The sequence below is a fragment of the Clostridium sp. AM43-3BH genome (assembly GCF_003479985.1).
Taxonomy (GTDB): Bacteria; Bacillota; Clostridia; order Lachnospirales; family Lachnospiraceae; genus Otoolea; species Otoolea fessa.
The window spans coordinates 173,133-189,170 of record NZ_QUIH01000001.1; the positions used below are offsets into that span (position 1 = coordinate 173,133).

Consider the following 16,038-nt stretch of genomic DNA (forward strand, 5'->3'; position numbering starts at 1 on the left):
CGTTTCAAGCTGCTATATCAACTGTATGTGCAAGATAAGCTGCGGCTGTTCCGGTGCGGATTTGACGAAAGATGCGAGGCTCTTCTGGCTGCAAATTAAGAAGAGCCTCGGTATGCGTTATATCGGCAGAAGCGCGGAATCGGGATGGCGGGCACAGAAGTAGTGCGAAAGCGGGGGCGTTTGTCAGCAGGAAACTGTGAAAGCAGTGGTTCGCAGGCAGGCAGCTGCGCTAAGACGCAGGCAGGGAAAGGTCGGAGAATGCAGATTCCGGATTTAGTACTGCATGGAAGCAGCGTGTTTTTACATATTGTATAATGATTATATAATCAGAACCGTCGGCGGAGTTGTAGTGCTAAAAAAGGGATGTCAGTGCGGCTGGCTGCCGGAATCATTTCCGGAAACAGGGATGAGGGCAGTGTTTGTCATCAGTCAGGCACCGGACAGCGCTTATGTGAGAATCGAATAACAAGTCAGTGGTACAGATGTTTATGTATGCATGGCTATTAAAGTCGGATTCGCATAGACGGAAGTGCATGCCATTTATGTATGCAGAGGAGATTGTACAATCCTCTGCTGCCGCAGCGTGTCAGATGGAGAATTCCCGGAGTGGATGACAAGCTCTGGAAATTTTGCAAAAACACCTGCAAACACAGATAGGTGGGAAGTATCACGGATGGCGCCATGAAAGAAACATGGATGCTGTCAGGATATGATTCACGAAGAAAGAGGGACGTCCGTCAAAGCATGGAACGATCTAATTACGAGGTGACACATTTATGAAACAGAATATGAAAAGAATGCTGCTTGTACTTTGCATGGCAGTCTGCTTTTTCGCTCTGTCCGCCTGTGGTAGCGCTTCTGAAGAAGCGGTAGAGCCGATTTCTCCGGAGATCGAGCAGACCATGAGCGATGGCGCTAAGAGCTATCTGGAGCAGTTCGCCAGCTACAGTGACGAAGATCTGGCAGCACAGCTGAAACAGGCTGAGAAGCAGAAAAACACAGTCATTGAGTCTGCAATTTCTTCTTGGACCAGTTCTAAGGACGATTTAGGCAAGATGGGTGAGATTCAGAGCGTGACCGTAGAGCGCGCCGATGATGACAGCTACACAGCAGTTGTTCAGGCTTCCTTTGAGAAGAGAAACTTGACTTTCTCCCTGACCGCTGAGGAGAGCGTAAGCAGCTACGGCGGTACTTCTCTGGTACCGACTGAGTTATCCTTTGTTGTAAACTACAGCTTCGGTGAGAAGATGGAGAAGGCAGCATTAAATACCCTGATGGGTATGGGTACCGTATTCCTGGTACTGATTTTCATCAGCTTAATTATCAGCAGCTTCAAGAAGGTTAACGAGATTGAGGCAAATGTAAAGGCTAAAAAAGCAGGAGCAGAGGCACCGGCAGCAGCACCGGCACCTGTACAGACTGCAGCACCGGCAGCAGCGCCGGCACGTACCGCAGCACCAGCAGCAGGCAATGCGGCAAACGATGGAGAACTGGTAGCAGTTATCACTGCAGCGATCGCAGCAGCAACCGGCGTACCGGCAGACAGCGTAAATATCCGCTCCATTACACGTAAATAATCATCGATAAAATCTGGAGGAATTTAAAATGAAGAATTATACTATCACCGTAAATGGTACAGCATATCAGGTAACCGTAGAAGAAGGATTTGCAGGCGCAGCAGCACCGGCTCCAGCAGCAGCTCCAGCACCGGCAGCAGCTCCGGCTCCAGCAGCAGCACCGGCAGCAGGCGGCGTAACCATCACATCCCCGATGCCAGGTAAGATCCTTGGTATTAAGGCAGCAGCTGGCACAGCTGTAAAACGTGGTCAGGTTATCCTGCTTCTGGAAGCTATGAAGATGGAGAACGAGATCGTAGCTCCTCAGGACGGTACCGTTGCCAGTGTTAATGTTGCAGTAGGCGATATGGTAGAACCGGGCGCAGTTCTTGCTACATTAAACTAATCTAATTTTTATAAAACTGGCTGAAAAAATACGGGATATGTTATTCCGTTTGGAGGAATTAATATGGAATATATAACAACTACATTGTCCAATCTTCTTCAGCAGACAGCATTCTTAAACCTGACATTTGGAAACATCGTTATGATTTTCGTAGCGCTGATTTTCCTGTATCTGGCAATCGGAAAAGGATTCGAGCCGTTACTGCTTCTTCCGATTTCCTTTGGTATGCTGCTTGTAAATATCTATCCGGATATTATGAGATCGATTGAAGACTCATCGAACGGAGTTGGTGGACTTTTACATTACTTTTATTTACTGGATGAGTGGAGTATCTTACCATCCCTCATCTTCATGGGTGTCGGTGCGATGACAGACTTCGGTCCGCTGATCGCTAACCCGAAGAGCTTCCTGCTCGGTGCAGCTGCTCAGTTCGGTATCTACGGCGCTTACTTCATGGCTATCTTCATGGGATTCAACGATAAGGCTGCGGCTGCTATCTCCATCATCGGTGGTGCAGACGGCCCGACCTCTATCTTCCTGGCTGGTAAACTTGGTCAGACAGGTCTGATGGGACCGATTGCCGTAGCAGCTTACTCCTACATGGCTCTGGTTCCGATTATCCAGCCGCCGATCATGAAACTCCTTACCACCAAAGAGGAGAGAGAGATCCGTATGGAGCAGCTTCGTCCGGTATCCAAACTGGAGAAGATTCTGTTCCCGGTTGTTGTTACAATCGTTGTCTGCATGATTCTGCCGACAACTGCTCCGCTGGTTGGTATGCTTATGCTTGGTAACCTGTTCCGTGAGTCTGGTGTTGTTAAGCAGCTGACAGAGACTGCTTCCAACGCCCTGATGTACATCGTCGTTATCTTCCTGGGTACTTCCGTAGGTGCTACTACCAGTGCAGAGGCTTTCTTAAACCTGGATACCATCAAGATCGTAGTTTTGGGTCTGATTGCATTCGCTCTGGGTACTGCAGCAGGTGTTATCTTCGGTAAGATTATGTGCAAGGTAACTCATGGTAAGGTAAACCCGCTGATCGGTTCCGCAGGTGTATCTGCAGTTCCGATGGCAGCACGTGTATCCCAGAAGGTTGGTTCTGAGGCAGATCCGAGCAACTTCCTTCTGATGCACGCAATGGGACCGAACGTAGCTGGTGTTATCGGTACTGCCGTAGCAGCAGGTACATTCATGGCTATCTTTGGCGTGAAATAGGATCGAGCAGATTTATTCTGAATAATGTATTTATATAGTAGGGTGGGATTCTTCGGGATTCTGCCCTATTGTTATATGCAAACGCCGGTTGCTGTTCACAGGTAGGAATTTTCTGAACTGAAAATTCCGTACGATACAGTTCCGGCAGCAGATTTTGCCGATTTGGAATGCGTAGCATCGGCAAAATCCCGTTGCTGGGCACACGTGTGTGAACAGTAACAAACGTCGTTTTTTGTCGAATTTAATCGGTCGAAATAGTTTGCTTTTTGCTGGTGGAAGACGTAAAATGACAGTGAAGTAAGGAGGAATGGCACTAGAGAATAGAAAAGGAGAATGCATAGGATGGCGGATATGAGAGAAGAATTAGTTCAAAAGATTGAACGGGCAAGACAGCAGCTGAATCAAAATATTGACACAAAGGCAGCATATGACATAATTTATCACTACAGTGTGGAGCTTGACAAACTCTTAAATCAGTATATCGGGCTGGAGACGGAGACTGAAAGAGGGCTGGAGACGGCGCTATAAAATAAGAGTGGAAATAGAAACAAATATAGATAAGTACAGAAAACTCAGGTACATGTGTTCGGAAAAAGAACCGGTGCCTGAGTTTTCTGATTTTTTTTCGATTTAGACCTTGCCATTTTGATGGGCATGTACTAAAATAAACATAACAAGTGGTAGAAAGTGGTGAAAAGTGGAACGAAATGGATTTTCGGGACACAAAAGTGGTACACATCGGATGACGGGTGATTGATATGTTCATGGGAGAATACAATCATACAATCGATGCGAAGGGACGTTTGATCGTTCCGTCGAAGTTCAGGGAACAGCTTGGAGACGAATTTGTGGTGACAAAGGGGTTGGATGGCTGTCTTTTTGTGTACGATAACACCGAGTGGAAAAAGTTCGAAGAGAAGTTACAGGCACTCCCACTTACCAATCAGAATGCCAGAAAATTCTCCCGTTTCTTTCTGGCAGGTGCCTCGGCGTGTGAGGTGGATCGTCAGGGACGAATCCTGCTTCCTTCGGTTCTGCGGGATTTTGCAGGACTCGAGAAGGAGGTTGTCCTGGTCGGCGTCGGAAGCCGGATCGAGATCTGGAACAAGGCGACCTGGGCGGAGAAGAATGTCTATGATGACATGGAAGAGATTGCAGAAAATATGGAAGGCCTTGGCATATGATATTTAATCACAAATCAGTATTATTAAATGAGACGGTTGACAGTCTCTGTGTAAAGCCCCAGGGTATCTATGTGGATGGGACACTGGGAGGCGGCGGTCACGCGAGCGAGGTGGCGGCACGGCTGGGAGACGGCGGACGCCTGATCGGGATTGATCAGGATGCGGACGCGATTGCGGCTGCGTCAGAACGTCTGGCTCCCTTTGGAGATAAGATAACCGTTGTGCGGAGCAATTATGAGCGGATTGCACAGGTGTTAGATGAGCTGGAGATTCCGCAGGTGGATGGAATTTATCTGGATCTGGGTGTTTCTTCTTTCCAGCTTGACACAGCGGAACGGGGATTTACCTATCGCGAGGACGATGCGCCGCTGGATATGCGGATGGATCAGAGAAATGAGCAGACCGCGAAGGACATCGTCAATACCTACAGTGAGATGGAACTGTACCGGATCATCCGGGACTACGGTGAGGAGCGGTTTGCGAAGAATATTGCAAAACACATCGTACAGGCACGACAGAAAAAAGAGATTGAGACGACAGGCGAGCTGACGGAGATCATCCGGGCATCGATTCCGGCAAAGGTCCGGGCGACCGGCGGTCATCCGGCAAAGCGTACGTTTCAGGCGATCCGGATCGAGTTAAACCGGGAACTGGATGTGCTGGAAGATTCGATCGATACGATGATTGAACGCCTGGCACCGGGCGGACGGCTTTCGATCATTACGTTCCATTCCCTGGAAGATAGAATCGTAAAGAACCGTTTCCGGACGAATGAAAATCCATGCATCTGCCCGCCGGATTTTCCAGTCTGTGTCTGTGGACGCAAAAGCCGCGGCCGGGTGATTACAAGAAAACCGATTCTTCCGACCGATCAGGAGATGGAAGAAAACCCGCGTTCCAAGAGCGCAAAGCTCCGGGTATTTGAAAAATCATAAACAAAAGCATAACTGCACCTCAGAACAGAGATCGTTTCAGGTGCGGGGGAGATAAAAGAGAGAAAAAGCGAAAGAGCAGGGAGGGAACGTTATGTCTGTCAGAAGGAGACAACATGTATCGGCCTCCACGTATGTGGACGGTAATACCGTGCGAAAAGTTCAGAGAACCGTGGAGATAAGACCAGAAAGAGATGAGAGAGAGGAGTACCGGCATAAACACGCCGTGCGCCGCAACCAGGAAAAGGCGCTTTACATGAACGGACCGTATGTGCTGGCGCTGACCATCGCTGCGCTGATCACGCTGGTTTTATGTATGAATTATCTGCATAAGCAGGCGTCGATCACGACCCGTATCAACCACATTGAGGATCTGGAGCTGAAACTGGAGAACCTGAAGTCCGAGAATGATGCACTTCAGACCCGGATTGACACGTATGTGGATCTGGATCATGTATATAAAGTGGCGACCGAAGAGCTCGGCATGGTATATGCAAATAAGGATCAGATTCTTTTATATGACAAGACGGAAAGCGAGTATGTAAGACAGTATGAGGACATCCCAAAACACTAACGGCAGACAGACCTTTCGGAAATATATGCAGGAAAAGCTGGCAATTACCGTCCTGGTAATTATGCTGGCTTTGTTTGCATTGGTGCTGGTGCTTTATAATCTGGTAAAAAGTAAGGGCGAGTCGTACAATCAGATAGTCCTGAGCCATCAGGACTATGAGAGCCGCACGATTCCCTACAAGCGCGGCAATATTATCGACCGGAACGGGACGTATCTGGCGATTAGCGAGAAAGTTTACAATCTGGTCGTCGATCCGAAGCAGATTCTGGATACGGAGGAGAACTACCAGTATCTCGATGCCACGCTGGACGCGCTGGTGGAGTGCTTCGGTTACAAGCGGGACGAGCTGCAGGCGATGATCGAGGAGAAAAAAGACAGCCAGTATGTGATCTATGCGAAACAGCTTCCAGCGGAAGACAAAGAGAAGTTTGAGACTTATGAGAAGGACAAGAACAAGGAATACCGGGCGCTGCCGACGGAGGAAGGCGGCAACCAGCGTATCACGGGCGTATGGTTCGAGGAAGAATATAAGAGAACGTATCCGTACAATGAGCTGGCATGCAATGTGGTTGGTTTTGCCCTCAAGGATGGCAATGCATCCGGCGGTGTTGAACAGTATTATAATGATATCCTGAACGGTGTGAGCGGTCGTGAGTATGGTTATTTAAACGGCGATTCGAACGTCGAGCGAACGGTAAAACCGGCGCAGAACGGAAAGACGCTGGAGTTGACGATCGACGTCAACATCCAGAAGATTGTCCAGAAATATCTGGATGAGTGGCAGGCGGGCATTGGAAGTAATCTGGCGGCGGCGATCGTCATGGATCCGAACAGCGGTGAGATCCTGGCGATGGATACGACGACCCGTTACAATCTGAATGATCCGTACAATTTAAGCACCTACTATACGGATGAGGAAATTCAGGCGATGGATGAAAAGGCGAAGTCCGAGGCGTGGTATAAAATGTGGAGAAACTTCTGCGTGAGCGACTCCTATGAGCCGGGTTCTCCACAGAAGGCATTTACGGTAGCCGGGGCGATCGAGGAAGGCGCGATTTCCGGAAACGAGGTCTTTGAGTGCGGCGGAAAACTGCATTTCGGAGACTGGGATATCCGGTGTGTTGCCCGAGCCGGTCACGGACCGCTGACGATCACACAGGGATTGATGAAATCCTGCAACGTCGTTATGATGCGTATTGTATCACTGGAGGGAAAAGAGAAGTTTGTCCAGTATCAGAAGATTTTCGGATTTGGCGAGAAGACGGGCATCGACCTTCCGGGTGAGGCGTCCGGTCTGATTTATCAGGCGTCCAATATGGATCCGGCTTCTCTGGCGACCAACGCATTTGGACAGAACTATAACTGTACGATGGTGCAGATGGCAGCCGGATATGCGTCCTTAATCAACGGCGGTTCCTATTATGAGCCGCATGTGGTAAAAGAGATTCTGAACGACGAAGGATCCGTTGTCAAATCCGTTTCCCCAAATCTGGTGCGAGAGACGGTTTCGGAATCGACCTCGAACTTCATTAATAATGCGCTTTACCAGACAGTATCAGGTGATGGCGGTACCGCGGGCGCGGCGGCAGTTGCCGGTTACGAAGTGGCTGGTAAGACAGGTACGGCGCAGAAGCAGCCGCGTGCGGAGAAGAATTATCTGGTTTCCTTTATCGGATATGCACCGGCATACAATCCGCAGGTGCTCTGCTATGTGGTAGTAGATACTCCGCATCTGCCGGGCGAGCAGCAGGCACATTCGACTTTTGCCAGCGAGATTTTCAGCAAGATCATGGCGGAAGTCCTTCCATATAAGAATGTATTCCCGGCAGGCGGCGCGGCACAGGATCTCGAGACCAATCTTTCCAGCCAGGAAGAAGGCATTATAAGCGGCACAGCGACCGAGGATCCGAATGCAGCTGAAACACCGGCAGAGACGACTCCGGCTCCGGAGGGCGGCTGGGCGAACTACGATGAGGAATTTATCGATTCCGGAGACGAGTACAGCTATCCGGATACGATGGGAAATGTGCAGGATGAATCGGCGGCGGTTGGAAACGGTGAAACGGCTGGAACGGGCAGAGACACCGGAACAGCGGATAATGCCGGAGAAACGGCATCTTCCCAGGAAGCGCAGGCAGCGGGAGATTAAGAATTGTGCCTGTCGGGAAGAGTTATCTATCCTGCGTGGAAAATACGTAACTGTTCACAGGTAGGAATTTTCTGAACTGAAAAATCCGTACGATACAGTTCTGGCAGCAGATTTTGCCGATTTGGAATGCGTAGCATCGGCAAAATCCCGTTGCTGGGCACACGCGTGTGAACAGTAACGAAAATACAGAATAAAGAAACGGTTCTTATGATATACTGTAGCAATGAGATCAGACAGGAAGCAGTATGAATCGGAACCGGACGCATCACAGAGGAAGAACTGTCTTTTTGTGCGCCGCCATCTGCCTGTGCATGGCAGGATTGGCGGGGAGACTGTTCTTCCTTATGCTGTATAAAGCGGATTATTACAGCCAGATGGCGGAGGAGCTGCATCGGCGGGAGCGCAGTATCAAAGCGCCGCGCGGGCGGATCCTTGACCGGAACGGAACGGTGATCGCTGATAACCGGACTGTGTGTACTATCTCAGTGATTCATAATCAGGTAAAAGATCCGGAGACAGTTATCCGGGTTTTAAGCGAAGAACTGGGACTTCCGGAGGCGGAGGTGCGGAAAAAGACGGAAAAACGATCTTCCAGAGAGGTGATCAAGTCTAATGTAGAGAAAACGCGGGGCGATGCGATCCGGGCAAGGCGCCTGGAGGGGGTCAAGGTAGATGAGGACTATAAGCGATATTATCCATATGGACGTCTGGCATCGAAGGTACTGGGATTTACCGGGGGAGACAACCAGGGGATCATCGGTCTGGAAGTACAGTATGAGAAGTATTTAAAGGGCACGGATGGCAAGATCCTGACGCTCACGGACGCGGCGGGGATCGAGCTGGAAAATGAGGCGGAGGATCGCATCGAGCCGGAGGCAGGGCGGGATCTGCAGGCGAGTCTGGATGTCAATATCCAGATGTACGCGGAACAGGCGGCGTACCAGACGATGCAGAAAAAGAATGCGAACCGCGTCTCGATCATCGTGATGAACCCGAAGAACGGGGAAATCTATGCAATGGTAAATGCACCGGAGTTTTCATTGAATGAGCCGTTTGAGCTGGTGACAGATGGAAAAAACGAAGATTCAGAAACAGAAGAAGACATATCCTGGAAGAATGAAGTGCAGTCACACGCAGCATCAGCGCAAAATAAACAAGCTCTCCTCAATCAGATGTGGCGCAATCCCTGTTTAAATGATACATACGAACCGGGGTCTACATTCAAAATCGTGACTGCCGCTGCGGGACTGGAGGCGGGCGTGGTCAACCTGACTGATCAGTTTTCCTGCCCAGGATTCCGGATCGTGGAAGATCGGAAGATTCGGTGTCACAAGGTGGGCGGACACGGCGGGGAGACGTTTTTACAGGGAATGATGAATTCCTGCAATCCTGTTCTGATCGATGTCGGACAGCGGCTGGGACCGGAGCGGTACTATCAGTATTTTAAGCAGTTTGGTCTGCTGGGAAAGACTGGGATTGATCTGCCGGGTGAGGCGGGGACGATCATGCACCAGCCGGATCAGATCGGACCGGTGGAGCTGGCGACCGTCTCTTTTGGGCAGTCGTTTCAGATCACGCCGATCCAGCTCATTACAACGGCATCCTCCCTGATCAACGGAGGCACGCGCATCACACCGCACATCGGGATCCGTGCCGTGCGAGCAGATGGTCAGGCAGTCCACGTGTTTACCTATCCAAAAGGGGAGAGAATCTTATCGGAGCAGACGAGTGAGACGCTGCGTTATATTCTGGAACAGGTGGTGGCGGAGGGGAGTGGAAAAAACGCCCGGATCGAGGGCTACCGGATCGGCGGAAAGACGGCAACCTCGGAGAAACTTCCAAGGAGCCGGAAAAAATATATTTCCTCATTTTTAGGGTTTGCACCGGCGGACGATCCGCAGGTGATCGCGCTTATCACCATCGATGAACCGGAAGGAATCTACTATGGCGGGACGATTGCCGCCCCGGTGATCCGCGATCTGTTTGAGGTCATTTTGCCGTATCTGGGGGTGGAGAAAAGAGGTTGATTATTCCCCTAAAAAGACGTATACTATTGAAGTGTATAATTTGAGGAACTATCTCTGTATACATAGGAAGATAAGTTAGAGGTGTGACATGGTAAATGAAACAATACTGGCGGTTATCATCGCATTTGTGGTCAGCGCAGTGCTGTGCCCGATCGTGATACCGTTTCTCCACAGGTTGAAATTCGGACAGCAGGTGCGCGATGACGGGCCGCAGACGCATCTGAAAAAGCAGGGAACCCCGACGATGGGCGGTCTGGTAATTCTTTCCAGCATCATCATTACGTCCCTGCTATATATCCGGGATTATCCGAAGATCATTCCGGTGCTGTTTATGACCGTTGGATTCGGCGTGGTTGGATTTCTGGACGATTACATCAAGATCGTGATGAAACGTTCAGAGGGCTTAAATCCGATTCAGAAGCTGATCGGACAGTTTGTGATCACAGGTATTTTTGCCTATTATATTGTAACCTCACCGGACATCGGAACAGGGATGCTGATTCCATTTACCGGCAAGTATTTACAGCTTCCGGTCTGGCTGTTTGTACCGGCACTGTTCTTCATCATTCTGGGAACTGACAATGGCGTGAACTTCACAGATGGTCTGGACGGTCTGTGCACCAGTGTGACGATTCTGGTAGCAACGTTCTTTACGATCGTGGCGATCGGGGAGAACAGCGGCATTAGCCCGATTACCGGCGCAGTAGTTGGAAGTCTTCTGGGCTTTCTTCTGTTCAATGTCTATCCGGCGCGTGTGTTCATGGGCGATACCGGTTCACTGGCACTCGGCGGTTTTGTCGCTTCCAGTGCCTTTATGATGCAGATGCCGATCTTTATCGCGATCGTGGGTCTGATTTATCTGGTGGAAGTATTATCTGTTATTATTCAGGTAACCTATTTTAAGAAGACGGGCGGAAAGCGTTTTTTCAAGATGGCGCCGATCCATCATCATTTCGAGCTCTGCGGATGGTCTGAGACCAGGGTCGTAGGCGTATTTTCGATTATTACGGCAATCCTTTGCCTTATAGCATACTTAGGATTATAGGAGGAAGATTATGAGTCAGAAAGTATTAGTAGCAGGAACAGGTATCAGCGGTATTGCAGCTGCAAAGCTCCTTCTCTCAAAAGGCGGGGAGGTAGTGCTTTACGATGGCAATGAAAAACTGGATCAAGAGGAGCTGAAAAAGAAATTTGACGAAGGCGCGACGATCACGTTCGTCCTCGGAGAGCTGAAAAAGACGGATTTGTTAGGCGTGGAGCTGGCAATTTTAAGCCCAGGCATCCCGACCGATGCACCGTTTGTAGAGATGATTCGTGAAACCGGTATTCCGATCTGGGGCGAGATGCAGCTTGCATATCACTGTGCCAAAGGACGTATGGCAGCCATTACCGGCACGAACGGAAAGACAACAACGACTTCCCTGACCGGCGAGATCATGAAGTCATTCTATGACAGCGTATTTGTAGTTGGAAATATCGGTGAGCCGTTTGCATTCCACGCATTGGAGACAACGGATGAGACCGTAACCGTCGCAGAGGTATCGAGCTTCATGCTGGAGACCATGACTGATTTCCACCCGAATGTAAGCGCTATTTTAAATATTACCCCGGATCATCTGGATCGTCATAAGACGATGGAATGCTACATCGAGACGAAAGAGAGCATTACCAAGAACCAGAAAGAGGGCGATGTCTGCGTCCTGAACTATGAGGATCCGGTACTGCGTGAATTTGGTGAGACTTTAAAAGACATCAAGGTGGTATATTTTTCCAGTCTGCGTACCCTGAAACAAGGTTTCTACCTGAAAGAGGATGAGATTGTATACAACGACGGCGAGAAAGAGACCGTGATTGTCAATATCCACGATCTGAAGCTACTTGGCCGTCATAACCATGAAAATGTTATGGCAGCGGTTGCTATCAGTATGAACATGGGCGTTCCGCTGGAGAAGATCCAGAAGGTGATCAAGGAATTCAAGGCAGTTGAACACCGCATTGAGTTCGTAACCGAGCGTTTTGGTGTCAAATACTACAACGATTCCAAGGGAACCAACCCGGATGCAGCGATGCAGGCGATCAAGGCGATGCCGGGACCGACCTTATTAATCGCAGGCGGATATGATAAGCATTCCGAGTTTGACGAGTGGATCGAGAGCTTTGGCGGAAAGGTACGCTATCTGGTGCTGATCGGCCAGACCCGCGACAAGATTGCCGAGTGTGCAAAACGCCACGGCTTCAATGATATCATGTACGCGGAAGATCTGCAGGAGGCTGTACAGGTATGTGCATCCTACGCAAATCCGGGCGATAACGTCCTGCTTTCACCGGCATGTGCAAGCTGGGGGCAGTTCAAGAACTTTGAAGAGCGCGGACGCAAATTCAAAGAGTTTGTGAGAAATTTGTAATACCAAGGTTCAAAGGTCGGAAATCCGACGCAAGATTGCTTGCAGGAGGAATTGTGACTTTTGAGAATTGCGGAGTGCAAAGCACGCAGCAATTCGGTATTGGAAGAATAAAGGCTTAATGTATTTAAGGGGGCTGTCGCAGCCGGCATTTGTCTGCGGCAGCCCTGATTTGAAGGAAAAACTGCCGTTTACAGGCAGAATTTCGAAACTGTAACAACAAAAAGCAGGGGAGTGGAAGTATGCCGGAACCGGGAAAAATTAAAAAGAAAAAACCACATCGGTTTTATGATTACAGTCTGCTGTTTACCATCATTTTCCTGACGGTATTCGGACTGATCATGATTTACAGCGCGAGCTCCTATAAGGCGCAGCTTGATTACGGCAATCCGGGATATTTTATGCTTCGTCAGGCGGGCATCGCGGGTGTCAGCTTTGTTGCGATGTATATCGTCTCCAAGATAGATTATCACTGGTTTGCGCGGTTTGCGATGCTGGGATATATCGTTTCATACGTGACGCTGCTTCTGACGCGTTTTACACCTCTGGGCGTGGCATCGCATGGTAAGAAGCGCTGGCTGCGCCTGGGACCGCTCCAGTTCCAGCCGACCGAGATTGTCAAGATTTCCCTGATTCTGCTTCTGGCGGTTCTGATTGCCAATCTGGGCGTGCGGATCAACCAGCTGCGGGCAGTCGGATTTATCGTGGCGCTGTCGGCGCCGCTGGCACTTTTGGTTACGGCGAACAACTTAAGTTCTGGTATCATCATCTGCGGCATCGTGTTTGTGATGCTGTTTGTGGCGTGCAAGATCAAATGGCCGTTTTTCCTCTGCATCGGAGGCGGCGTCGGACTTCTGGCGGTCGCCCCCTATATAGGGCATCTGCTGGTAAAGCTCCATATCCTGAAGGATTATCAGCTGGGACGAATCAATGTCTGGGTCAACCCGGTGCAGTATGCACGTTCCGGCGGTTATCAGGTGCTCCAGGGTCTGTACGCGATCGGTTCCGGCGGTCTGTTTGGAAAGGGACTGGGCGAGAGTCTCCAGAAGCTCGGTTTCGTGCCAGAGGCGCAGAATGATATGATTTTTTCGATTATCTGTGAGGAATTAGGTCTGTTTGGCGCGATTTCGGTCATTCTGATTTTCATGTTTATGATTTACCGCTTCATGGTAATTGCTGGAAATGCACCGGATCTGATGGGTGCGATGATCGTGATCGGTGTGATGGCACACATCGCGATTCAGGTTATCTTAAATATCGCGGTTGTTACGAATACGATCCCGAACACGGGTGTTACGCTGCCGTTTATCAGTTACGGAGGTACGTCCGTCATGTTCCTGATGCTGGAGATGGGGATGGTGTTAAGCGTCTCGAACCAGATTAAGTTGGAGCAGTAGGAATATTTGGCGGAGTTACATATTTACTTCGGGAAATGTAGAAAATGAGAACCATTTTCTCTCGTTGGCATATAATAATACATAGATGCCGGTGGGAGGGGATTGTTTGGCTTTCATCGAGATTCACGGACCGTGCCGGATTCAGGGCGGACTCACGGTGCAGGGGTCGAAAAATGCAGTTTTGCCGATGATGGCGGCGTCAGTGTTAAACCGCGGAATTACCGTGCTTGAAAATGTCCCCAGAATACAGGATGTGTTCTGTATGATGGGGATTCTTGATTCTCTGGGATGCCGGTGTGCGTTGCACGGAAACCGTCTGGAAATCGATACTTCGAAGATGAATGGCTGGCGGATCGAGCAGAAAGCGATGGGGAAAATGCGCTCGTCCATTATGCTTTTGGGAGCGCTTCTGGGACGCTTTTGCGAGGCGGGTGTCTACAGCCCCGGCGGATGTATGATCGGAAAACGTCCAATCGACTGGCATTTGCGGGCACTCCGTGCGCTGGGCGCGGAAATACGGGAACCGGAGCCGGACGGCTTCCTGCATGCACAGACAACGGGACTTCGCGGGGCAGAGATTATTTTTCCGTTTCCGAGTGTCGGCGCGGTGGAAAATGCCCTGTTTGCCGCTGTGGCAGCGGTGGGGCGGACGGTTCTGCGGGGATGCGCGCGGGAACCGGAGATTGGACAGCTGTGCCATTTCCTAAATGGTATGGGGGCATCGATCCGGGGGATCGGGACGGATGCGCTGATCATAGAAGGCGGATTGCCGCTCCATGACAGCCGGTTTGTGATCGGCGGCGACCGGATCGTAGCCGGGACCTATCTTCTTGCCGCTGCGTCCTGTAGCGGTGAGGTGATCGTGGACGGCGTGCAGACACAGGAGCTGCGTGCATTGACCGGGGTGTTGGAGCATATGGGCGTTTCGCTTTATCAGGAACCGGAACTTATATATGTACACGGCGGACAGCGCCTGCGGGCGGTATCGGTGAAAACCGGACCGTATCCGGCGTTTCCGACCGATCTGCAGCCGTTTTTGATGGCGGCGCTGTCACGGGCAGATGGAACCAGTATGCTGCGGGAGACGGTATTTGAAAACCGGTTTGGCACAGCGGCGGAGCTTCAAAAAATGGGGGCGAACATCGAATGCAGCGGGAACATTGCCCGAATTGACGGAGTGGAAACCTTGCGGGGAGCTTTGGTGCGTGCCCGTGATCTGCGGGGCGGTGCAGCCCTGACGGTGGCAGCCCTGGGGGCGGACGGATGGACCAGAGTATCAGAATGTGAACATATTGAGCGGGGATATGAAGATATTTGTCGGGATTTGCGGGCATTAGGAGCAGAGATCCGGCGCCGGGAGGATGATGGAGATAGAGAAGATACAGATTGAAAAAAAAACAGAGGAAAAGGTATGGCGCCGCCGTGGAAAAAAACATATCTGGATCACGGCGGCAGCACTTCTTGTGGCGGCCGCGTTTTTTGTCGGTCTGTCGCTGCTTCAGATCAATACAATCCATGTCAGTGGAAACCGGCAATATACGGCAGAGCAGATAGAGGCGTCTATTTTCGATTCGCGGCTGAGCCGGAATCCGGTGTTCTGCTATCTGCAGTACCGCTTCCGGCCGCACAAGTCAATTCCGTTCGTGCAGGATTACAAGCTGGTGTTCCGCAGCCCGTCGGACGTGGAGGTGATCGTCTACGAGAAGAGTGTGGTTGGTTACGTTTCCTACATGAACAGCCGGATGTATTTTGACAAGGACGGCATCATTGTGGAGAGCACAAGCGAGACATTGCCGGGTGTGCCGAAGATTGCCGGACTTTCCTTTGGACATATCGTGCTGCATCAGCCGCTGCCGGTCGAGGATATCAGCGTTTTCAACGAGATTCTGAACCTGACGCAGGTGCTGTCGGTCAACGAGGTTGCGGTGGACGAGATCCGTTTTAATAAGGAAAAGGAAGCGACGCTTCAAATCAGGAGCTTGAAGGTTGAGCTGGGAAGCAACAGTGAGATGAACGGGAAACTTTCGGAGCTGACGGATATTCTGCGGGATTATCCGGATCTGTCCGGAACCCTCTATCTGGACAGCTACGATGAATCGAATGCAAATCCGATGTACCGGTTTGATAAAAACTAGGAAGAATCGGCAAAATCCGTTACTGGCACGTATGCGTGAACAGTAACATTGTGACTGGTTT

Annotated in this window: 15 protein-coding genes; all 15 read left to right on the forward strand. The window is 50.4% G+C overall.

The window, feature by feature from the left end:
- Positions 1-283: 283 nt before the first annotated feature.
- The 15 genes from DW931_RS16030 to DW931_RS00815 all read left to right on the forward strand — a co-directional run bounded on the left by DW931_RS16030 (position 284) and on the right by DW931_RS00815 (position 15,977).
- Positions 284-466: a hypothetical protein gene (locus DW931_RS16030; protein ID WP_106999720.1), complete on the forward strand. Its 183-nt coding sequence runs from the start codon at positions 284-286 to the stop codon at positions 464-466.
- Positions 467-776: 310 nt separating this feature from the next.
- On the forward strand, positions 777-1,577 hold the full coding sequence (locus DW931_RS00750) for an OadG family transporter subunit (RefSeq protein WP_022360206.1): 801 nt from the start codon (positions 777-779) through the stop codon (positions 1,575-1,577).
- A gap of 28 nt (positions 1,578-1,605) precedes the next feature.
- Positions 1,606-1,962: a biotin/lipoyl-containing protein gene (locus tag DW931_RS00755; protein WP_106999722.1), complete on the forward strand. Its 357-nt coding sequence runs from the start codon at positions 1,606-1,608 to the stop codon at positions 1,960-1,962.
- Positions 1,963-2,025: 63 nt separating this feature from the next.
- The gene (locus tag DW931_RS00760; protein ID WP_022360208.1) at positions 2,026-3,177 is read left to right on the forward strand and encodes a sodium ion-translocating decarboxylase subunit beta; all 1,152 of its coding nucleotides are present in this window, start codon (positions 2,026-2,028) and stop codon (positions 3,175-3,177) included.
- Positions 3,178-3,519: 342 nt separating this feature from the next.
- Positions 3,520-3,705 carry an aspartyl-phosphate phosphatase Spo0E family protein gene (locus tag DW931_RS00765; protein ID WP_022360209.1) on the forward strand — a complete coding sequence of 62 codons (186 nt, stop codon included), beginning with the start codon at positions 3,520-3,522 and terminating at the stop codon, positions 3,703-3,705.
- A 230-nt stretch (positions 3,706-3,935) separates the two neighbouring features.
- Positions 3,936-4,361, forward strand: coding sequence for a division/cell wall cluster transcriptional repressor MraZ (gene mraZ / locus DW931_RS00770; RefSeq protein ID WP_022360210.1), 426 nt, complete (start codon positions 3,936-3,938; stop codon positions 4,359-4,361).
- Complete coding sequence (gene rsmH, locus DW931_RS00775) at positions 4,358-5,296, forward strand: 16S rRNA (cytosine(1402)-N(4))-methyltransferase RsmH (RefSeq protein ID WP_118481736.1); 939 nt, start codon at positions 4,358-4,360, stop codon at positions 5,294-5,296. Before mraZ ends, rsmH begins: the two co-directional genes overlap by 4 nt.
- A gap of 91 nt (positions 5,297-5,387) precedes the next feature.
- Positions 5,388-5,867 (forward strand): hypothetical protein, encoded by a 480-nt coding sequence (locus DW931_RS00780; protein WP_022360212.1) that lies wholly within the window; start codon positions 5,388-5,390, stop codon positions 5,865-5,867.
- On the forward strand, positions 5,845-8,016 hold the full coding sequence (locus tag DW931_RS00785; RefSeq protein ID WP_243015172.1) for a penicillin-binding protein 2: 2,172 nt from the start codon (positions 5,845-5,847) through the stop codon (positions 8,014-8,016). Before DW931_RS00780 ends, DW931_RS00785 begins: the two co-directional genes overlap by 23 nt.
- 245 nt (positions 8,017-8,261) lie before the next feature.
- Complete coding sequence (locus DW931_RS00790) at positions 8,262-10,043, forward strand: penicillin-binding transpeptidase domain-containing protein (protein ID WP_118481738.1); 1,782 nt, start codon at positions 8,262-8,264, stop codon at positions 10,041-10,043.
- Between the two features lie 88 nt (positions 10,044-10,131).
- On the forward strand, positions 10,132-11,088 hold the full coding sequence (gene mraY / locus DW931_RS00795; protein WP_022360215.1) for a phospho-N-acetylmuramoyl-pentapeptide-transferase: 957 nt from the start codon (positions 10,132-10,134) through the stop codon (positions 11,086-11,088).
- A gap of 10 nt (positions 11,089-11,098) precedes the next feature.
- On the forward strand, positions 11,099-12,448 hold the full coding sequence (gene murD / locus DW931_RS00800; protein WP_118626836.1) for a UDP-N-acetylmuramoyl-L-alanine--D-glutamate ligase: 1,350 nt from the start codon (positions 11,099-11,101) through the stop codon (positions 12,446-12,448).
- Positions 12,449-12,687: 239 nt separating this feature from the next.
- Positions 12,688-13,842: a putative peptidoglycan glycosyltransferase FtsW gene (locus DW931_RS00805; protein WP_117795227.1), complete on the forward strand. Its 1,155-nt coding sequence runs from the start codon at positions 12,688-12,690 to the stop codon at positions 13,840-13,842.
- A gap of 106 nt (positions 13,843-13,948) precedes the next feature.
- Positions 13,949-15,232 carry a UDP-N-acetylglucosamine 1-carboxyvinyltransferase gene (gene murA, locus DW931_RS00810; protein ID WP_118522308.1) on the forward strand — a complete coding sequence of 428 codons (1,284 nt, stop codon included), beginning with the start codon at positions 13,949-13,951 and terminating at the stop codon, positions 15,230-15,232.
- Positions 15,204-15,977: a cell division protein FtsQ gene (locus DW931_RS00815; protein ID WP_233430135.1), complete on the forward strand. Its 774-nt coding sequence runs from the start codon at positions 15,204-15,206 to the stop codon at positions 15,975-15,977. Before murA ends, DW931_RS00815 begins: the two co-directional genes overlap by 29 nt.
- Positions 15,978-16,038: the final 61 nt, after the last annotated feature.